The organism is Microcoleus sp. AT3-A2 (assembly GCF_036705685.1).
Classification (GTDB): domain Bacteria; phylum Cyanobacteriota; class Cyanobacteriia; order Cyanobacteriales; family Microcoleaceae; genus Microcoleus.
Window position 1 is genome coordinate 1 of record NZ_JAUBVF010000091.1, and the last position, 16,212, is coordinate 16,212.

A 16,212-nucleotide genomic window follows, 5' to 3' on the forward strand; every position below is an offset into this window, starting at 1 on the left:
CTTCTTCCTTCTTCCTTCTTCCTTCTTCCTTCTTCCTTCTTCCTTCTTCCTTCTTCCTTCTTCCTTCTTCCTTCTTCACATCCGTTACATAATCCGTTGCCGAACTTCCTTCTTCCTTCCGCTATACTTTCAAGTTGCCTAAAATAGCCCTATGCAAGTTCCCCGGCTGCATCCAGAAACAATCGAAGAAGTCAAACAAAGAGCCGACATAGTAGACGTTATTTCCGGTCGCGTCGTCTTGCGGAAACGCGGGAAAGAATTCGTAGGTTTGTGTCCCTTTCACGACGAAAAATCTCCCAGCTTTACTGTCAGTCCCGGCAAACAAATGTATTATTGTTTCGGCTGCGGTGCAGGCGGCAATGCTTTTAAGTTTCTCATGGAATTGGAGAAACGCCCTTTCAGCGAAGTAGTATTAGAATTAGCTAAAAATTATCAAGTCCCCGTCAAAACAGTCGAACCCGAACACCGACAAGAATTGCAGCGGCAAATTTCTCTGCGGGAACAACTCTATGAAATCTCAGCACTAACAGCTAACTTTTACGAACACGCTTTGCGACAACCCCAAGGAGAAGAACCCTTAGCATATCTCAAATCAGAGCGCCAGCTAAGCGAAGAAACTATCCAACAATTTCAATTAGGTTATGCACCCCAAGGTTGGGAAGCACTTTACAGTTATTTAGTAGAACAGAAAAACTATCCGGCGCAATTAGTAGAACAAGCTGGATTAATTGTACCCCGAAAAAATGGCGGCAGCGGTTATTACGATCGCTTCCGCAATCGCATTATGATTCCCATACGCGACACCCAAGGCAGAGTCATCGGTTTCGGCGGCAGAGCTCTCGGCGACGAACAGCCGAAATACCTCAATTCTCCCGAAACAGAACTCTTCGATAAAGGCAAGACTTTATTCGCCTTAGATACGGCGAAAACAGCCATTAGCAAAGCCGATCGCGCAGTGGTGGTAGAGGGGTACTTTGATGCGATCGCACTTCAGGCCGCCGGCATCTCCAACGCCGTCGCTTCCCTCGGCACAGCCTTAAGTTTAAACCAAGTGCGGCAGTTATTGCGGTACACCGACTCCAAACAAATTATCCTCAACTTCGACGCCGACAAAGCAGGAACTCAAGCAGCAGAACGCGCTATTGGAGAAATAGAAAAACTCGCTTATCAAGGAGAAGTGCAACTGCGGGTACTCAACATTCCCGACGGCAAAGATGCCGACGAATACCTCAAAACATACTCCCCAGAACAATATCGAGAATTGCTGGAAAATGCTCCGTTGTGGCTCGACTGGCAACTGCAACAAATGCTCGTCAATCAAGATTTGAAGCAAGCCGATACTTCCCAGCAAGTCACAAAAAAAATTATTAATTTATTAACCAATATTACTGACGACAATCAGCTAGCACATTACCTGCAAAAGTGCGCCGAAATTCTCAGTAAAGGAGATTTTAGACTCACAAAAATGATTGCTGAAAACTTGCTAAACCAAGTAGTCAGCGATTGGGCAAAGCGGCAGAGTCAAGACGAATCTTTGACAATGCCCATGTTAATTAGAAACAAGCTGAAGCCGAACAAACAATATAAAAAGCAGCGTGCAAGCGGCGAAAACAAAAACTTAAAATCAAGCTTATCTGCCGTAGCCCGCAGTCTTTTAGAAGAAGCAGAAGCGCAATTATTGCAGATTTATTTGCACTGTCCCGAATACCGCCAAGATGTCATAGAAGCAATAGAAGCTAGAGACGTGCAGTTTAGCCTTTCTCACCACAGATTTTTGTGGCACCAGATTGTGAATGCTGAAATATTGCACAAAATGTCTTTACAAGTAGCGCCTTCAGAGTTAATATTGAAACTGCAAGATAGCTTCATTGAATATCCCAATCAACTCAATCAAATCTCGCATTTATTTCACTTAAATGAGTTCTCAGAAAGAAACGTTTATCGCGCACCTCTAGTAATTAGATCTGCCCTCGCCTGTATCGAGCAAATTATCAGCATGAAGCGCCGCCGAATTGCACTCAATATGTGGGAAAAAGCCAAGGCCGCTAGCAGTGGCGAAGAGGCTATAGAATATCACCAACTATTCTGTGCCGAACAAGAATGGCTCAAGGAATTAGAGAGGCTGCGTCAAGTTAATTTTTACGATTTAACCTCCGTGCCTTGGGGTTAATACCCTTTTAGATTTTAGATTGGAGATTGGGGATGACTCGTTCGATAGATGTTGGAAGGTTGCCTGCAGTTACATTGTTTTAACTGAGATAAGTAAAAAAGTCCTTACTACAAGCTTGTTTGTACTAAGGACTTTATTCCTTTATTCAACGAGCATTTTAATAATCGCAAAAAAGAGTTTCGCGAGTATCTCTACCCGTCACGGGATTAGTACCTTTTGCCACTTTACAAAGTTTTTCTATCATATCGTCTCGCAGCAGTGTCTCTGTAAAATCAGCACCGTCAATGATAGCTCCTTCCAGCCTGGTATTGTAAGCGAAAGCACCCTCAAGGATAGCATTAGTTAAATTTGCTTTCATCATGCGAGCCAAATCTAAAGTAGCACCCGTGAAATTCGCCCCTTCTAAATTTGCTTCTTCCATATTGGCAGCAAAAAAGCTGACACCTCGCAAATCTGCATTAGTAAAATTGCTATTGCGAAGATTGGCTTTATTAAAGCTGTCGTCAGTCAGAACTTGACCAGTAAAATCAGCGCCTACTAGGATTTCTTTGTCGTGATCCAAAGCGAAAGCAGGTGCGGGATTAATGCCGATCGCCCCAGCGACAATTACTGCTAAAATAACAAAACTCAGCAAGAAAGTATAAATATTTTTGCGATGTTGGCGAATTCGAGAATTCATAAGTTAAAGCTAATGGGCAGCCGTGACAGTTCAGAATTGAATTCTACCAGAAAGCGCGTCAAGCGTAGCTATCCCGTAGGGAATCGCCCGCTCGCGACGGCTGACTCCAATTCCCCCGAATCCCCCAACTCTAGGGATATCGGCACATTGGGAGAAAACTTAGTCGCCGACTGGTTGCAGCAGCAAGGCTGGGAAATCTTGCACCGGCAGTGGCACTGTCGCTGGGGAGAGATTGACATCATCGCCCTCGGAAGAGATGAAGAAAGCGAAATCAACAGAGGTAACGAAAATTCCCCATTCCCCATTCCCCATTCCCCATTCCCCATTCCCCATTCCCAAACATTAGCATTTGTAGAGGTAAAAACTCGCCGCCGGGGAAATTGGGATGCTGGTGGAATGCTGGCTGTTACCACCACAAAACAAGCCAAACTTTGGCAAACAGCCGAAATATTTTTAAGCACTCGTCCAGATTTAACAAATAATTCTTGTCGCTTTGATGTCGCCCTAGTCAGGTGCGAACCTTCACAACAAAAAACTAAGCAAATCTTACCACCATTAACAGCAGCGAACTCTCAATCCGCCGTTGCAGGAAACTACCGACTCACCCTGCAAGAATACATTCGCTCGGCTTTTAGCAATTAAAAATATATAATTAAAATTTAGAGGGTAAAATCTCAAAGTAATGCCACTAGGTAATTTTTAATTGTTAACTTGCCTAGGCTGTCGCGCATTTCTCTCTTGAGCTTTAACGGAGCTGAAAAAAGCGTTAAATCTTCTCCCGCTTTCCCCTTCTCTCCCTCTCCTGTTCTGTCATCACAGTTAATTTATATGCGTAGCAATCTAGGCCAGAGTTTCCGGGCAATATCCCAGACCCTTGACAAACTGCTGGCGAAACGCTTCAATTTCTTTGCGGTCAGGGCTGCCGTGACAAACCACTGCCACCTGGTAGCGGCGCATCACGCTCAGTGGCGACTGTCCGGTTTCCAAACTCCACAGCGCCATTTGCAAGCGAATTTCAGGATCGTAAGGAATCCCGAGTTCGTTCATAAAAGCCCGAAAATCCCCGTGCATTTCGGGTGTTAAATATTGGCTCATTTTCACCTTTACCACCCAGCCGTCTATTTGGTGAATAACAGTGATAAATTGCAAGGGAAGATGATGAGCCGTGCGTAGGTAATCCACGACTCTCAGAGTAAGGCTAGTATTGGCGATGTAGTAGAGGTATTCCATAACGATCCTTATGAGCAAAGCTGATGCTATACCTCTATCCTCGCGGGCTATACCCGCCACCACAAGGGGAAAAGCACCCGACTTTGGATGGGGGTTTTTACCCAATTTGTTACCCAGTTGACAGATCGATCGCACAGGAATTCACTTGATGACAGAGCTTGACTGGTCTTTGGACGGCTACGACTACGAACTTCCGCCCTCGCGCATTGCCCAAAATCCCGTAGTGCCGAGGGACAGTTCTCGCTTGCTGGCTGTAGATTCTCCCAGCAGCCAGCAACACCGGATTTTTAGGGATTTACCCGATTTGCTGCAACCGGGGGACTTGCTGGTACTCAACAACACCCGCGTGCTGCCAGCGAGGCTCTACGGGCACAAACCCAACGGCCCGGCTGTTGAAATATTGTTGATGGAAGAACGGCAGCACAACTGTTGGCTGGCTTTGGTTAAACCGGGGAAACGCTTAAAGTTGGGAGCAAAAATTGAGTTTGATCCCATCGCCCCTGCCTGTGAGAACTCGACCACAGCTCCTTGCTGTTGCCTTCCCGATGCCACGATGCCCCATCGTCGTCGATTGACTGCAACAGTTATAGAGAGGGACGACGCAACAGGGGGACGGCTGTTGGAGTTTGACATCCCCACAGATGAGAATCTGGCGAAGTTTTTGGACGAATACGGCCACGTACCCCTGCCGCCCTACATCGAAAATTCCCAAGCTTCACCGGAACAGTACCAAACTGTTTATGCCGATCGGCTTGGGGCCGTGGCTGCCCCCACAGCAGGCCTGCACTTCACCGAAGAATTGTTCAGCCGCTTGGAACAGCGGGGAATAGAAAAAACTTTTGTCACCTTACACGTCGGAGTAGGGACATTTCGCCCGGTGGAGGTGACAGACGTGACGGCTCACAAAATGCACGGCGAATGGGTGGAAGTACCCCCCGCCACCGTTGAGAAAATCCGGGAAACTCAAGCCCGAGGCGGGCGGATCATTGCCGTGGGTACAACAGCAGTGCGAGCTTTAGAGGGAGCCGCCGCCGCGAGTGGCGATTTTTCCTTGCAACCTTTTTGTGGCCCGACCAATTTGTTTATCTACCCTGGTTACAAGTGGCGGGTTGTAGAGGGGATGATTACCAATTTCCACTTGCCCCGCTCTACTTTGATGATGATGGTAAGTGCGATGATTGGAAGGCCTCGGCTGTTGGATCTGTACCGAGAAGCGATCGAGCAACAGTACCGCTTTTATTCCTTTGGCGATGCCATGCTGATTTTACCGAAAAATGGGTTTAAAGCCCCGTCCTTCCAGGACGGCTTTGATTAATTATTGGGGTTCAGGTAGCTGTTTGATATAGTCATTAATCAATTCAGCTACAGGCACTCCTTGCTTTTGAGCTATCCGAGCAATCTTGTCTTTCAACTGCTTTGTCGTTCTGATATTGATTCTCTCAGTCTTCATGGCAACTTATCCCATTTGGGTGTACACTAAGACTATGCCACAGGTACAGTAACCGCCGATACACATGAGACACCAAGCTCAAACGACTGGTCGGAAAACAATAATGGCTAGTGGGTAGCGAATGCCACGAATAAAAACAGCTAGGTTAACCAACGTAAACCAAAACCAGACAAGTCAAAAAATAAAGATTAAATGTACCGTGGGGCACACGGGAACGTGAGAAGTAATTCTCAAACGCTTGGGGAGACAAAGCCCTCTGGGGTTATCTAAGTTAGGCTCGATGCTTGGTTCAATCGGACGGGTATTTGGTTTAAGTATTGCCGCAAGGATAGATAATTTTAAGGTGGGTCGCTGAACCAAGAATCCTCGTACCTGATAGTCGAGGAGTGTCAACAACAGCAAAAAAGGATTGATCGATCGGGCATCGGGTTCGCCCCATGCCCGGTATTCCGTTTCTATTCTTCCTCCTCTTCTTCATTGCCGGGATACACAAAGCTGTTGGAACGCCCAGTCAGAACAGATTTGCCCAGAGACAGAGCTTTCTGAGCTGCCACGACAGCTTTGCGCTTCCATGTGGCCTTACGCATATTCTTCTTGGATTTGGAGGTTTTCTTCTTAGGGACTGCCATGACGCTAAATACTTTCTGCTTGCTTATATAGACAAACAAACATTCTAGCCGATTTTGCCGGCAATGCTTACTCGAAAAACCGCAACAACTGCTCGGTCAGGAATATCAAGTAGTAGGGTGCGTGAGCGATTAGCTTCTGGAAAAATAGACAAAATCCCCTAGTTAACGCACCCGCAGCAGCTAAAGTTCGTGAAAGTGGTAGATCACGACGCCAGTTACGGCATCGTTCTCGATACTCACATAACCCGTTTTGAGCATTGCCGTGAAAGCCTCTTCCACTTCTGCAAAAGTAGCGCCGGTTGCCATCACGCCTTGGGTGACAGATAATCTTCCGTTCTTGGTATAAGCTGCCTTCAGGAGTTTAACCCCTAACTGGTCTGGAGTTGGCTTGGGGTATGTCGCGGCGATCGCCCCGTTGCTGGGATATAGCGGTATACCTTCGCGAGATACGCCGAGTTTGCCCCTGAGACTGGCATTGTGTTCGTCCACCATGTTCGGCAGCAGCAGCAAGTCAAACAATTGCCCAAACCCAAACAAACCAAAGGTAAACAGCCACAGCAAACCCGTACCAATCTTGCCGTTGTAGAGGCGGTGGAGTCCGAAGGGGCCGAAAAAACAAGCTGCCCATAAAAGGTAACTAACACCTAAATTGCTCATTTTCTGACCGTCCTGCCTGATTATTCTAAGAATTAAAGTCCCTCTATACATTTTGTACTTTCTATCGGGTGTTTAAACAGCTTGACACCAGCAGATATTTGTGAATAGTCCGAAATTATTGGTTATTTACTACCAATTCCCAAATGCCCCATGCCCCATGCCCCATGCCCCATGCCCCATTCCCATGCCCAGTGAGTAATTTTGCGTAGCAATTCTTAACGCCAGCAACATATTTGCGCGGGCGAGAGCTTGGTAAACTGGAGGGCGTGGAAATTACAGCAGCTTAGACCGGGATTCCACACGGAGCGCCAAACCAAGCGCGCCGCCAGCGCTGGCCGGACATACACGAGCGCGATCGCCCGCAGTACCCGACAATGGAAACAAGCGAGTAGTTATAACCAGAAATCCAATAAAAATATGGTAGATTCCCTCAAAAAACCCACTTTTGAAGAACTGCGGCCGGGAGTGAAAGCCCCAGCCAAAGAAACTATTCTCACGCCGAGATTTTACACAACAGATTTTGACGAGATGGCCAAAATGGACATCTCGGTAAATGAAGCCGAACTAGAAGCAATTATCCAAGAGTTCCGCGTTGACTACAACAAAAACCACTTCGTGCGGGATGCCGAGTTCGATCAATCTTGGGAACACATCGACGGCGAAAAGCGCCAGTTGTTCATTGAATTCCTGGAACGTTCCTGCACCGCTGAGTTTTCTGGGTTCTTGCTTTACAAAGAATTGGGACGCAGGCTCAAAGGAAAAAATCCCGTGCTAGCCGAGGGTTTCAACCTGATGTCGCGCGACGAAGCGCGGCACGCCGGATTCCTCAACAAAGCTCTCTCGGACTTTAATTTGTCCCTGGATTTGGGTTTCTTGACAAAGAGCCGCAGTTACACATTCTTTAAGCCGAAGTTTATTTTCTACGCGACTTACTTGTCGGAAAAAATCGGTTATTGGCGCTACATCACCATTTACCAGCACTTAAAAGCCCATCCTGAAGACCAGATTTATCCGATTTTCCGATTCTTTGAAAATTGGTGCCAGGATGAAAACCGCCACGGAGATTTCTTTGATGCGGTGATGAGAGCTCAGCCTCAGATGTTGAACGATTGGCGCGCTAAGCTTTGGTGCCGTTTCTTCTTGCTGTCAGTGTTCGCGACAATGTATCTCAATGATATCCAGCGCGGTGGTTTTTATCGATCGCTCGGACTCGATGCTCGCGAATACGACATCGAAGTGATTAAAAAGACCAACGAAACAGCAGGCCGCGTATTCCCCGTCATGCTCGACGTGAACAACCCCGAGTTTTATGAACGGCTCGATATTTGCCTCAAGAACAATCAGCAGTTGACTGCAATTGTTGCTTCTAATACTCCGAAATTCTTGCAGTTCTTCCAAAAATTGCCTTTGTATCTGTCGAACGGCTGGCAATTAGTGAAGCTGTACTTCATGAAAACAATTGAATCACCTTCAGTACAGGGCGCTGTGCGTTAAGTTTTGATTTTTCATCCTCTGTGACGGCGGTTCTGCCACAAGCGGAACCGCTTTTTTTTGGTATCCAGATTCACCGCAAAAAGTTCTCGCCAGACTTACACTCGCCCGGAATTGGAATTAATGCTGGTTTTTTTCATACACTTTATCGCCATTCCCCTTGAAGGTTAAAAGCCGCCCAATAATAGGGAGACTTCCACTCTTCCTGCTTCAACATTTCCAGTTGCGCCGCCCTTAAAGCAGCCGCTGGCGTTAACCCTTTTTGCAGCATTCCCTGATAGAAACTCGACATTAACGTAGCCGTTCCTTCATCGTCCACAGTCCACAAGCTCACCACCACTCGCTGAGCCCCTGCATACATAAATCCCCGTGTCAATCCTACCAAGCCCTCGCCTTGAATGTTCTGCCCCATTCCGGTTTGACAGGCACTTAACACTACTAAATCGGCTGCTAATTTCAGATTGAAAATATCAGTAAGTCGCAGGAATCCGTTTAAAGGGTTGCCCTTTTCATCTACCAGCGACATGACAATTCCCGACAGTTCCGGGTGAGCGCTATTGGCGAAACCGTGAGTGGCAAAATGAATGATTTTATATTGGCTTAAATTTGGGCTTGTTGCTGTGGCACGACTGGCTTCAAAATCCAAAGATTCTGTGCGAGAATTAGCCGGGAATAACGCTTGAATAATTTGAGATTCTTGGCGAGTAAAATTTAAACGGTCAAACTGTCCGGTCTTGTCGCCTCTGGAGCGACTTAAACCAGGATTTGCTGATTCTACCGCTTGCTGAGTGGTGGCTGAAGAAGAATTTTTAACTCGTTCATCGTTAGCGCTAAAAACTGGGTCGGCGAGTATGGCTAAACTCCGATTAGGAGGTTGTCTGTCATTGTAGTTTTGTCTTAATACTCCCAAGGTGGAAGCTGAAGGCAGGATCACGATTTCATGGTCTACTATTAAAGGCAGATTCCCATTTTCACCGGATTTCCCGGGGAGCGAAAGGGCAGCAAAGGGGAGGGAATTCAAAAGGCCATCCCCAACAATCAGCAGGCGCTTTTGACCGAGTTGGGCAGCAACGGGCTGTAAGATAATTTGACTGATAGCATCGTTGGCTTGGGCGATTTGATCGGGGCTGTCTCGGGAACTTGGAGCGGTGACAGCATCGCGGAATTTTCTGGCAATTGTCTCGATGTCGGCAGCTTTTGGTAATTCATAAGTGGTGATGCTGGTTTTGGTGACAGCCCAGAGATAACTGCGGTCATTTCCTAAAGAGTATTGAAGTAAAATTGTGTTGTCATCGAGGATTTGTTGTTGAATTTGTGAAACGGTTAGAGGTTGGGGTTGAGTGAGGGCGGCGTAACGGGGGCTAGTAGTGCGAATTTGGGCTTGAATGTCTTGATATTGAGCAAATAAAGTTTGTCGTTGCTGTTCTAATTCTGTTTCTTGCTGGGGAGTGTGATTGGTGGGGCTAAGAACTTCGATGCGCCGTTTTTCCAGGGCATCAAGTTGTTGTTGTAAAGAGCGTTCTTTTTGCAGTAATTCAGGGGAAACGCCTTCACGGATATTGGCATTAGCTTCTTGTAAGAGTTCGAGTAACGTGCGAGCACGGGAACGTTCGCTGGCTTCAAAGGCTTTGGTATCATAACCAGATTTGGGAGTTGTTTTGTGCAACTGCATTAACGAATCAATGTAGAACTGGTAATAGTTTTGTACACTGGCAAAGTATGAGGTGCGGAGTTCTGGACTAGAAATTTTGGTGCGGAGGTCTTCAATAATTTTGAGAGCTGTTTCAATGTTCGTGAGGGCTTCAGTGAGATTACCTTGATCGCGTTTGGCAGCAGCAATATTAGAGAGTGTAACAGCTTCCCCAGAGCGATCGCCCACTGCCCGAAACAGAGGAAGGGACTGGCTGTAATACTCTAGTGCTTTCGGGTTATCTCCCAATTCAGAGTACACAGCGCCGATGCTGGCGAGGGTGACGGCTTCCCCACGGAGATCGCCGACTGCCCGACTCAAGGGCAGGGACTGGCTGTAATACTCTAGCGCTTTCTGGTTTTTTCCTAATTCTGAGTAGACTAAGCCGATGTTGTTGAGGGTGTGAGCTTCCTGTGAGCGATCGCCCACGGCACGACTCAGGGGAAGGGACTGGCTGTAATATTCTAGTGCTTTCTGCTTCTCTCTCAATTCTGAGTAGACTAAGCCGATGTTGTTGAGGGTGGTAGCTTCCTGTGACTGATCGCCGACTGCCCGACTCAGGGGAAGGGACTGGCTGTAATACTCTAGCGCTTTCTGCTTCTCTCCCAAGTCTGAGTAGACTCCGCCGATGTTGTTAAGGGTACGAGCTTCAAGAGTGCGATCGCTAACTGCCTGAAACAGGGGAAGGGACTGGCTGTAATACTCTAGGGCTTTCTGGTTTTCTCCCAATGCTGAGTAAACTAAGCCGATGTTGGCGAGGGTGGCGGCTTCCCCAGTGCGATCCCCCACTGCTCGAAACAAGGGAAGGGACTGGCTGTAATATTCTTGGGCTTTCTGTTTTTCTCCCAATGCTGAGTAAACTAGGCCGATATTGTTGAGGGTAGTAGCTTCCCCTCGGGCGTCGCCCACCGCCCGAAACAGGGGAAGGGACTGGCTGTAATATTCTAGGGCCTTCTGTTTTTCCCCTAATACTGAGTAAACATTGCCGATACTGTTGAGGGTGGCAGCTTCCCCTCGGGCGTCGCCCACCGCCCCAAACAGGGAAAGGGACTGGCTGTAATACTCTAGGGCTTTCTGATTTTCTCCCAAATCTGAGTAAACTAAGCCGATGTTGTGGAGGGTAGTAGCTTCAAGGGAGCGATCGCCCACCGCCCGAAACAGGGGAAGGGACTGGCTGTAATACTCCAGGGATTTCTGATTTTCTCCCAAATCTGAGTAAACTAAGCCGATGTTGTTGAGGGTGACGGCTTCCCCCGTGCGATCGCCCACTGCGCGACTTAGGGGAAGGGACTGGCTGTAATATTCTAGGGCTTTCTGCTTTTCTCCCAAATCTGAGCAGATTTTGCCAAGAGCAAGGAGGCTAAATGCTTGCCCTTTATTATCCCCTGCTTCTCGATACTGTTTTAATGTTTCTTCAAATTTCGAGATCGCTTGTCTCTTCGATTCCGCTGTCCCTTGTTGATAGAGTTGTAGTCCTTCGCTCAATGCTTTTTTAGCCGTCGCCGCTGCGTTTCCCCCGGACTGCTGCGACACTCTTTGACTCAGTTGGGTTGTCATCGGTGCAGCCATGACACGTTGACTTAGCAGAATACTCGCACCGATCCCTATACACCAACGTCCCAAAACCAAAAGCGCTAGATTCATAAGCACCCGCTCAAAAAAGACTTTGTTAACGCCTATCATAATCGAGTTCCCTCTTTTGTCACTTTAGACATATAAAAACTTTTTCGCCTGGCGCTGTCGGGATTTTAGCTATTCTCAATAATGCGTAGTGCCACGAGGCGAAGGCCTCACAAATCAAGATAATTATATTGAAGAGATGCGGGTGTGACGGGTTGGGCGGGTGCGATCGCGGCGGACAAAATCACATTTACAACTTACCAAGGACTGCCAATCATGGTGTATCCAGACCAATAAAAAGGATGGGATAAAATTTCACTATTCCCCATACCTAATTGTGGTGGCAATTCTAACTCCTTATTTAAGTTTGAAAAAATTAAACGATCCTTATCTATGCGAACTTGACCTTTAATCATCGCAATTTGAGCCTGCCGCAAGGCTTCGGCTTTAATCGGCGCGACTTTCAAAAAATGGTAAAATTCAGCCATTAACCCTAAAGTACCTTCATCCCTGACGTACCAGAGAGTTGCCAAAACTGACTTTACCCCCGCTTGCACAGCTAGGCCGGCAAAACCCAGTTCGATGTCATTATCATCTCCCACCGCAGTTTTGGAAGAACTCAATACCAATAGCTCTACTTTAGGTGCTTGATTCCACCCTAATTCAGCTATCCGATCGAGTGTTAGTTTAGTGTCGAATAGCTGAATAAAAGAAAGACTTGGTGAGCTTGGTCGAAAGTCTGCGTGAGTGGCTAGGTGAATAATCTGATATTGCCTTTCCTTGCGCTGCAGTTGAAGATTTTTGAGGGTAAAAGATTCGTTGAGGAAGGAATTACCTCTCCATTCTGATGTGATATTAGAAAGCTCTAATGGTACAGTGGGTAAAGGAGCGTATTCGGCAAATTGTGAGGCTCCCATTGCTAAAACTTCAGCATCTTTAACGCTTTGATAATTGGTATCGGTTAAGTTGACAGTGGGAATGAGCCCGATGCTGTACTTTTCTACTAGAAATTGGGATCCATCATGGAGGGCGGCTAAGGGAAGCCTTCGTAACCCCGCATCCATGCTAAAAACTAGCGTGTCGATACGTTGAGCTTTCAACTCCGCTTCCAATGGCGCAATTATCCATTGGTAAAGTTGCTGGGCTGGTGGTAAATAGCTCTGAGAATTGCGTTTCGAGGGGTTAACGATTTCAGACCTGAATTTATTAACAACTTCCCTCAGAGCTTCGCGCCGGGCGGCGGGGATGCTTTTATTAATAGGGATGCCGCTAGGAGGGACGATAATCAGGTCTAATTGTTCAGGGCGGACTATGGTGTAGATAATAGCGGGTTTCTTACCTGTCTGATTGAAGATTGCTGTGAGTTTTTGCTGTATGGTCGTAAAAGATTGCAAATCCCGCCTGACTTTTTGGTTGACATAAGACCCCACTTGTGGGCTGTAATGGATATCAATAAAGAAACTGGCTTCAGGGATATCGCCTCTGTCGAGTAAGCCCCCGATATCCCTGGGGCTAACTGTAGTAATATCAGTCCCGTCCGCAGCAGGAATAATGGGTTGTGCCTTGACAACTGCTATATTCAAAACAGTTAAAATGCTCCCTAGTATTGCAACACTTTGTATAGAAAAAATGGCTGGTTTCATAAATTCCTTCTAAACAGATTTACAGGAAGTAATTTGCCATCAATCTACCATAATAGGTACGGGTGAAGAGTGTGCAAGTTTCAAGTTGAGCGATCGCTAGTTTCAGGTATCGGAACGTGAAAAGCTTCGGTACATAAACATACCAACAATTATCGCCATTCCCCCTGAAGCGTAAAAGCCGCCCAATAATAAGGAGAACGCCACTCTTCCTGCTTCAAAATTTCCAGTTGCGCCGCCCTCAATGCTGCCGCTGGCGTTAACCCTTTTTGCAGCATTCCCTGATAGAAACTCGACATTAACGTAGCCGTTCCTTCATCGTCCACACTCCACAAACTCACCACCACTCGCTGAGCCCCTGCATACATAAATCCCCGTGTCAATCCTACCATCCCCTCGCCTTGAATGTTCTGCCCCATTCCGGTTTGACAGGCACTTAACACTACTAAATCGGCTGCTAATTTCAGATTGAAAATATCAGTAAGTCGCAGGAATCCGTTTAAGGGATTGCCCTTTTCATCTACCAGTGACAAGATGATTCCTGATAGTTCCGGGTTAGTGCTATTCGCTAAACCGTGAGTGGCAAAATGAATGATTTTATATTGGCTTAAGTTCTGGCTGGTTGCGACGGCGCGGCTGGCTGCAAAATCCAAAGATTCGGTGCGAGAATTAGCTGGTACTAACGCTTGAATGATTTGAGCTTCTTGGCGTGTAAATTTTAAACGACTCCACTGTATGTTATTGGCGCGGCTAGAGCGGCTTAAACCGAGATTTACTGATTCTATTGCTTGCAGATTGGTGGCTGTTCACTGGTTTTTGAGTCGTTCATCTTCCGGGCTAAAAACTGGATCGGCGAGAATCGCTAAAGTCCGAGTAGGAGGTTGTCTGTCACTGTAGTTTTGTCTTAATATTCCCAAGGTGGAAGCAGAAGGCAGCAGCACAATTTCATTGTCTACAATTAAAGGCTGATTCCCATTTTCACCGGATTTTCCGGGGATCGAGAGGGCGGCAAACGGCAGGTAATTGAGAATGCCATCGCCAACTATCAGCAGGCGTTTTTGAGCGAGTTGTGCTGCTACGGGCTGTAAAATAATTTGACTGATAGCATCGTTGGCTTGGGCGATTTGATTGGGGCTGTCTCGGGAACTTGGAGCGGTGACAGCATCGCGGAAATTGCGGGCGGCTTTTTCGAGGTCGGCGCTTGGAGGCAATTCATAACTGCTGATGCTGGTTTTAGTCACAGCCCACAGATAGCTGCGGTCTTTTCCTAAAGAATACTGGAGTAAAATTGTATTCTCATCGAGGATTTGTTGTTGAATCTGGGCCAGGGTTAAAGGTTGCGGTTGGGTGAGGGCTGCGTAACGGGGGCTAGTGGTGCGGATTTGTGTTTGAATGTCTTGATATTGTGCGATTAAAGTTTGCCGCTGTTTTTCTAATTCTGCTTTTTGGGTGGGAGTGTAGTTGGGGCGATTGAGAACTTCGATTCGCTGTTTTTCAAGGGCATCGAGTTGCTGTTGCACAGTCCGTTCTCGCTGCAATAATTCAGGGGCTATACTTTGGCGAATATCGGCATTGGCTTCTTGCAGAAGTTCGAGGAGACTGCGGGCGCGGGAACGTTCGCTGGCTTCAAAGGCTTTGGTTTCATAACCAGATTTGGGTTGCGTTTTGTGCAGTTGCATTAACAAGTCAATGTAGAACTGGTAATAGTTTTGTACGGTGGCAAAGTATGAGGTGCGAAGTTCTGGGCTGGCAATTTTGGTGCGGAGGCTTTCAATAATTTTGAGGGAGGCTTCAATCTCAGTGAGAGCTTCGTTAAGATTACCAGAGTCACGTTTGATAGTAGCAATACTATAAAGGGTAAGAGCTTCTAAGGATCGATCGAGGGTGGCTTGACTCAGAGGAAGGGATTGATTGAAATACTCTAATGCTTTCTCTTTGTTTCCTAATTCTGCGTAGCTCCTGCCGATACCTATAAGGCTGTAGGCTTCTCTTTGGCGATCGCGTGCTTCCCGGCTCAAAGAAAGAGACTGATTGTAATAGTTTAGGGCTTTTTGTTGGTCTTCTAATTCTGCGTATATGTTACCAATGCCAGTGAGGGTGCGAGCTTCTCCAGAGCGATCGCCTACTATTCGCTTGAGGATAAGGGATTGGTTAAAATATTCTAAGGCTTTCTCTTTGTTTCCTAATTCTGAGTAGGCAATGCCAATGCTGGTGAGAGTGGTTGCTGCTGAGGAGCGATCGCCTAGAGTCTGGAAAATTGGAAGGGACTGGCTGTAATACTCTAAAGCTTTCTGTTGGTCTCCCAATTCTGAATAGACATGGCCAATGCTGATTAGAGTAACAGCTTGCCCAGAGCGATCGCCCACAGCTTGGCTGATGGGAAGAGACTGGCCGTAATGCTCTAGGGCCTTCTGTTTTTCTCCCACTTCTGAATAGACAATACCTATGTAGTTAAGGGTACGAGCTTCTTGTTCGCGGTCACCTATAGCCCGGAACAATTTAAGGGACTGGTTGTAAGAGTCTAAGGCGGTTTGTTTCTCTCCCAATTCTGAGTAGACTCTACCAGCACAAATCAGGGCGAAGGCTTCAACAGAGCGATCGCCTGTTTCTCGACTGAGGGGAAGAGATTGGTTGTAATAATCTAGGGCTTTCTGTTTCTCTCCCAAACCTGAATAGACATTGCCAACGACGATCAAGGTGAAAGTTTGCCAACGGCGATCGCCTATTTCCTGGCTCAAAGAAAAGGACTGATTGTAATAATCTAGCGCTTTCTGGTGTTCTCCAAATTCTGCGTAGATCATACCAATACCTAGAAGGTTGTAGGCTTCCCCTGAACGATCGCCTATTACCCGGCTCAAAGAAAGGGACTGATTATAATAGTCTAGTACAGCTCGGCGTAAGTACACAGACTATATTTATGGTAGAATAACATAGTTAGCTGAGACCCGTTTAGGTG

General features: G+C 46.9%; 11 protein-coding genes and 1 pseudogene. 4 read left to right on the forward strand and 8 right to left on the reverse strand.

Going from position 1 to position 16,212, the window contains the following annotated elements:
* Positions 1 to 151 precede the first annotated feature (151 nt).
* Positions 152 to 2,170 (forward strand): DNA primase, encoded by a 2,019-nt coding sequence (dnaG, locus tag QUB37_RS27740; RefSeq protein ID WP_333168298.1) that lies wholly within the window; start codon positions 152 to 154, stop codon positions 2,168 to 2,170.
* Between the two features lie 157 nt (positions 2,171 to 2,327).
* On the opposite strand, the gene QUB37_RS27745 is transcribed toward dnaG, so the two are convergent.
* On the reverse strand, positions 2,328 to 2,849 hold the full coding sequence (locus QUB37_RS27745) for a pentapeptide repeat-containing protein (protein WP_333090505.1): 522 nt from the start codon (positions 2,847 to 2,849) through the stop codon (positions 2,328 to 2,330).
* A gap of 12 nt (positions 2,850 to 2,861) precedes the next feature.
* Between QUB37_RS27745 and QUB37_RS27750 the strand changes: the two genes are divergently transcribed.
* Positions 2,862 to 3,491 carry a YraN family protein gene (locus QUB37_RS27750; protein ID WP_333168300.1) on the forward strand — a complete coding sequence of 210 codons (630 nt, stop codon included), beginning with the start codon at positions 2,862 to 2,864 and terminating at the stop codon, positions 3,489 to 3,491.
* A 198-nt stretch (positions 3,492 to 3,689) separates the two neighbouring features.
* Here QUB37_RS27750 and QUB37_RS27755 read toward each other — a convergent pair whose 3' ends face one another.
* Positions 3,690 to 4,079, reverse strand: coding sequence for a hypothetical protein (locus QUB37_RS27755; RefSeq protein WP_006632408.1), 390 nt, complete (start codon positions 4,077 to 4,079; stop codon positions 3,690 to 3,692).
* A 148-nt stretch (positions 4,080 to 4,227) separates the two neighbouring features.
* Here QUB37_RS27755 and queA point away from each other — a divergent pair, with 148 nt between their 5' ends.
* Positions 4,228 to 5,394 carry a tRNA preQ1(34) S-adenosylmethionine ribosyltransferase-isomerase QueA gene (gene queA, locus QUB37_RS27760; RefSeq protein WP_333168302.1) on the forward strand — a complete coding sequence of 389 codons (1,167 nt, stop codon included), beginning with the start codon at positions 4,228 to 4,230 and terminating at the stop codon, positions 5,392 to 5,394.
* Here queA and QUB37_RS27765 read toward each other — a convergent pair whose 3' ends face one another.
* The 3 genes from QUB37_RS27765 to QUB37_RS27775 all read right to left on the reverse strand — a co-directional run bounded on the left by QUB37_RS27765 (position 5,395) and on the right by QUB37_RS27775 (position 6,815).
* On the reverse strand, positions 5,395 to 5,529 hold the full coding sequence (locus QUB37_RS27765; RefSeq protein WP_333135483.1) for a hypothetical protein: 135 nt from the start codon (positions 5,527 to 5,529) through the stop codon (positions 5,395 to 5,397). It lies immediately after the preceding gene.
* A gap of 455 nt (positions 5,530 to 5,984) precedes the next feature.
* Positions 5,985 to 6,158 carry a 50S ribosomal protein L32 gene (gene rpmF / locus QUB37_RS27770; protein ID WP_006632406.1) on the reverse strand — a complete coding sequence of 58 codons (174 nt, stop codon included), beginning with the start codon at positions 6,156 to 6,158 and terminating at the stop codon, positions 5,985 to 5,987.
* A gap of 180 nt (positions 6,159 to 6,338) precedes the next feature.
* Positions 6,339 to 6,815, reverse strand: coding sequence for a TM2 domain-containing protein (locus QUB37_RS27775; RefSeq protein ID WP_242715829.1), 477 nt, complete (start codon positions 6,813 to 6,815; stop codon positions 6,339 to 6,341).
* Between the two features lie 417 nt (positions 6,816 to 7,232).
* Here QUB37_RS27775 and acsF point away from each other — a divergent pair, with 417 nt between their 5' ends.
* The gene (gene acsF, locus QUB37_RS27780; RefSeq protein WP_333168310.1) at positions 7,233 to 8,309 is read left to right on the forward strand and encodes a magnesium-protoporphyrin IX monomethyl ester (oxidative) cyclase; all 1,077 of its coding nucleotides are present in this window, start codon (positions 7,233 to 7,235) and stop codon (positions 8,307 to 8,309) included.
* Between the two features lie 142 nt (positions 8,310 to 8,451).
* Here acsF and QUB37_RS27785 read toward each other — a convergent pair whose 3' ends face one another.
* The 3 genes and pseudogenes from QUB37_RS27785 to QUB37_RS27800 form a co-directional block, all read right to left on the reverse strand.
* Positions 8,452 to 11,640, reverse strand: a complete 3,189-nt coding sequence (locus QUB37_RS27785) for a tetratricopeptide repeat protein (protein ID WP_333168304.1) — start codon at positions 11,638 to 11,640, stop codon at positions 8,452 to 8,454.
* Between the two features lie 233 nt (positions 11,641 to 11,873).
* Positions 11,874 to 13,259, reverse strand: a complete 1,386-nt coding sequence (locus QUB37_RS27790) for a CHAT domain-containing protein (protein ID WP_333168306.1) — start codon at positions 13,257 to 13,259, stop codon at positions 11,874 to 11,876.
* 149 nt (positions 13,260 to 13,408) lie between these two features.
* Positions 13,409 to 16,162: pseudogene (locus tag QUB37_RS27800) on the reverse strand (CHAT domain-containing tetratricopeptide repeat protein).
* Between the last annotated feature and the right edge of the window lie 50 nt (positions 16,163 to 16,212).

Bases quoted from the DNA above. Each gene is read 5' to 3' on its own strand.
- dnaG (WP_333168298.1), top strand. From the start codon at position 152: ATGCAAGTTCCCCGGCTGCATCCAGAAACAATCGAAGAAGTCAAACAA.
- QUB37_RS27745 (WP_333090505.1), bottom strand. From the start codon at position 2,849: ATGAATTCTCGAATTCGCCAACATCGCAAAAATATTTATACTTTCTTG.
- QUB37_RS27750 (WP_333168300.1), top strand. From the start codon at position 2,862: ATGGGCAGCCGTGACAGTTCAGAATTGAATTCTACCAGAAAGCGCGTC.
- QUB37_RS27755 (WP_006632408.1), bottom strand. From the start codon at position 4,079: ATGGAATACCTCTACTACATCGCCAATACTAGCCTTACTCTGAGAGTC.
- queA (WP_333168302.1), top strand. From the start codon at position 4,228: ATGACAGAGCTTGACTGGTCTTTGGACGGCTACGACTACGAACTTCCG.
- QUB37_RS27765 (WP_333135483.1), bottom strand. From the start codon at position 5,529: ATGAAGACTGAGAGAATCAATATCAGAACGACAAAGCAGTTGAAAGAC.
- rpmF (WP_006632406.1), bottom strand. From the start codon at position 6,158: ATGGCAGTCCCTAAGAAGAAAACCTCCAAATCCAAGAAGAATATGCGT.
- QUB37_RS27775 (WP_242715829.1), bottom strand. From the start codon at position 6,815: ATGAGCAATTTAGGTGTTAGTTACCTTTTATGGGCAGCTTGTTTTTTC.
- acsF (WP_333168310.1), top strand. From the start codon at position 7,233: ATGGTAGATTCCCTCAAAAAACCCACTTTTGAAGAACTGCGGCCGGGA.
- QUB37_RS27785 (WP_333168304.1), bottom strand. From the start codon at position 11,640: ATGAATCTAGCGCTTTTGGTTTTGGGACGTTGGTGTATAGGGATCGGT.
- QUB37_RS27790 (WP_333168306.1), bottom strand. From the start codon at position 13,259: ATGAAACCAGCCATTTTTTCTATACAAAGTGTTGCAATACTAGGGAGC.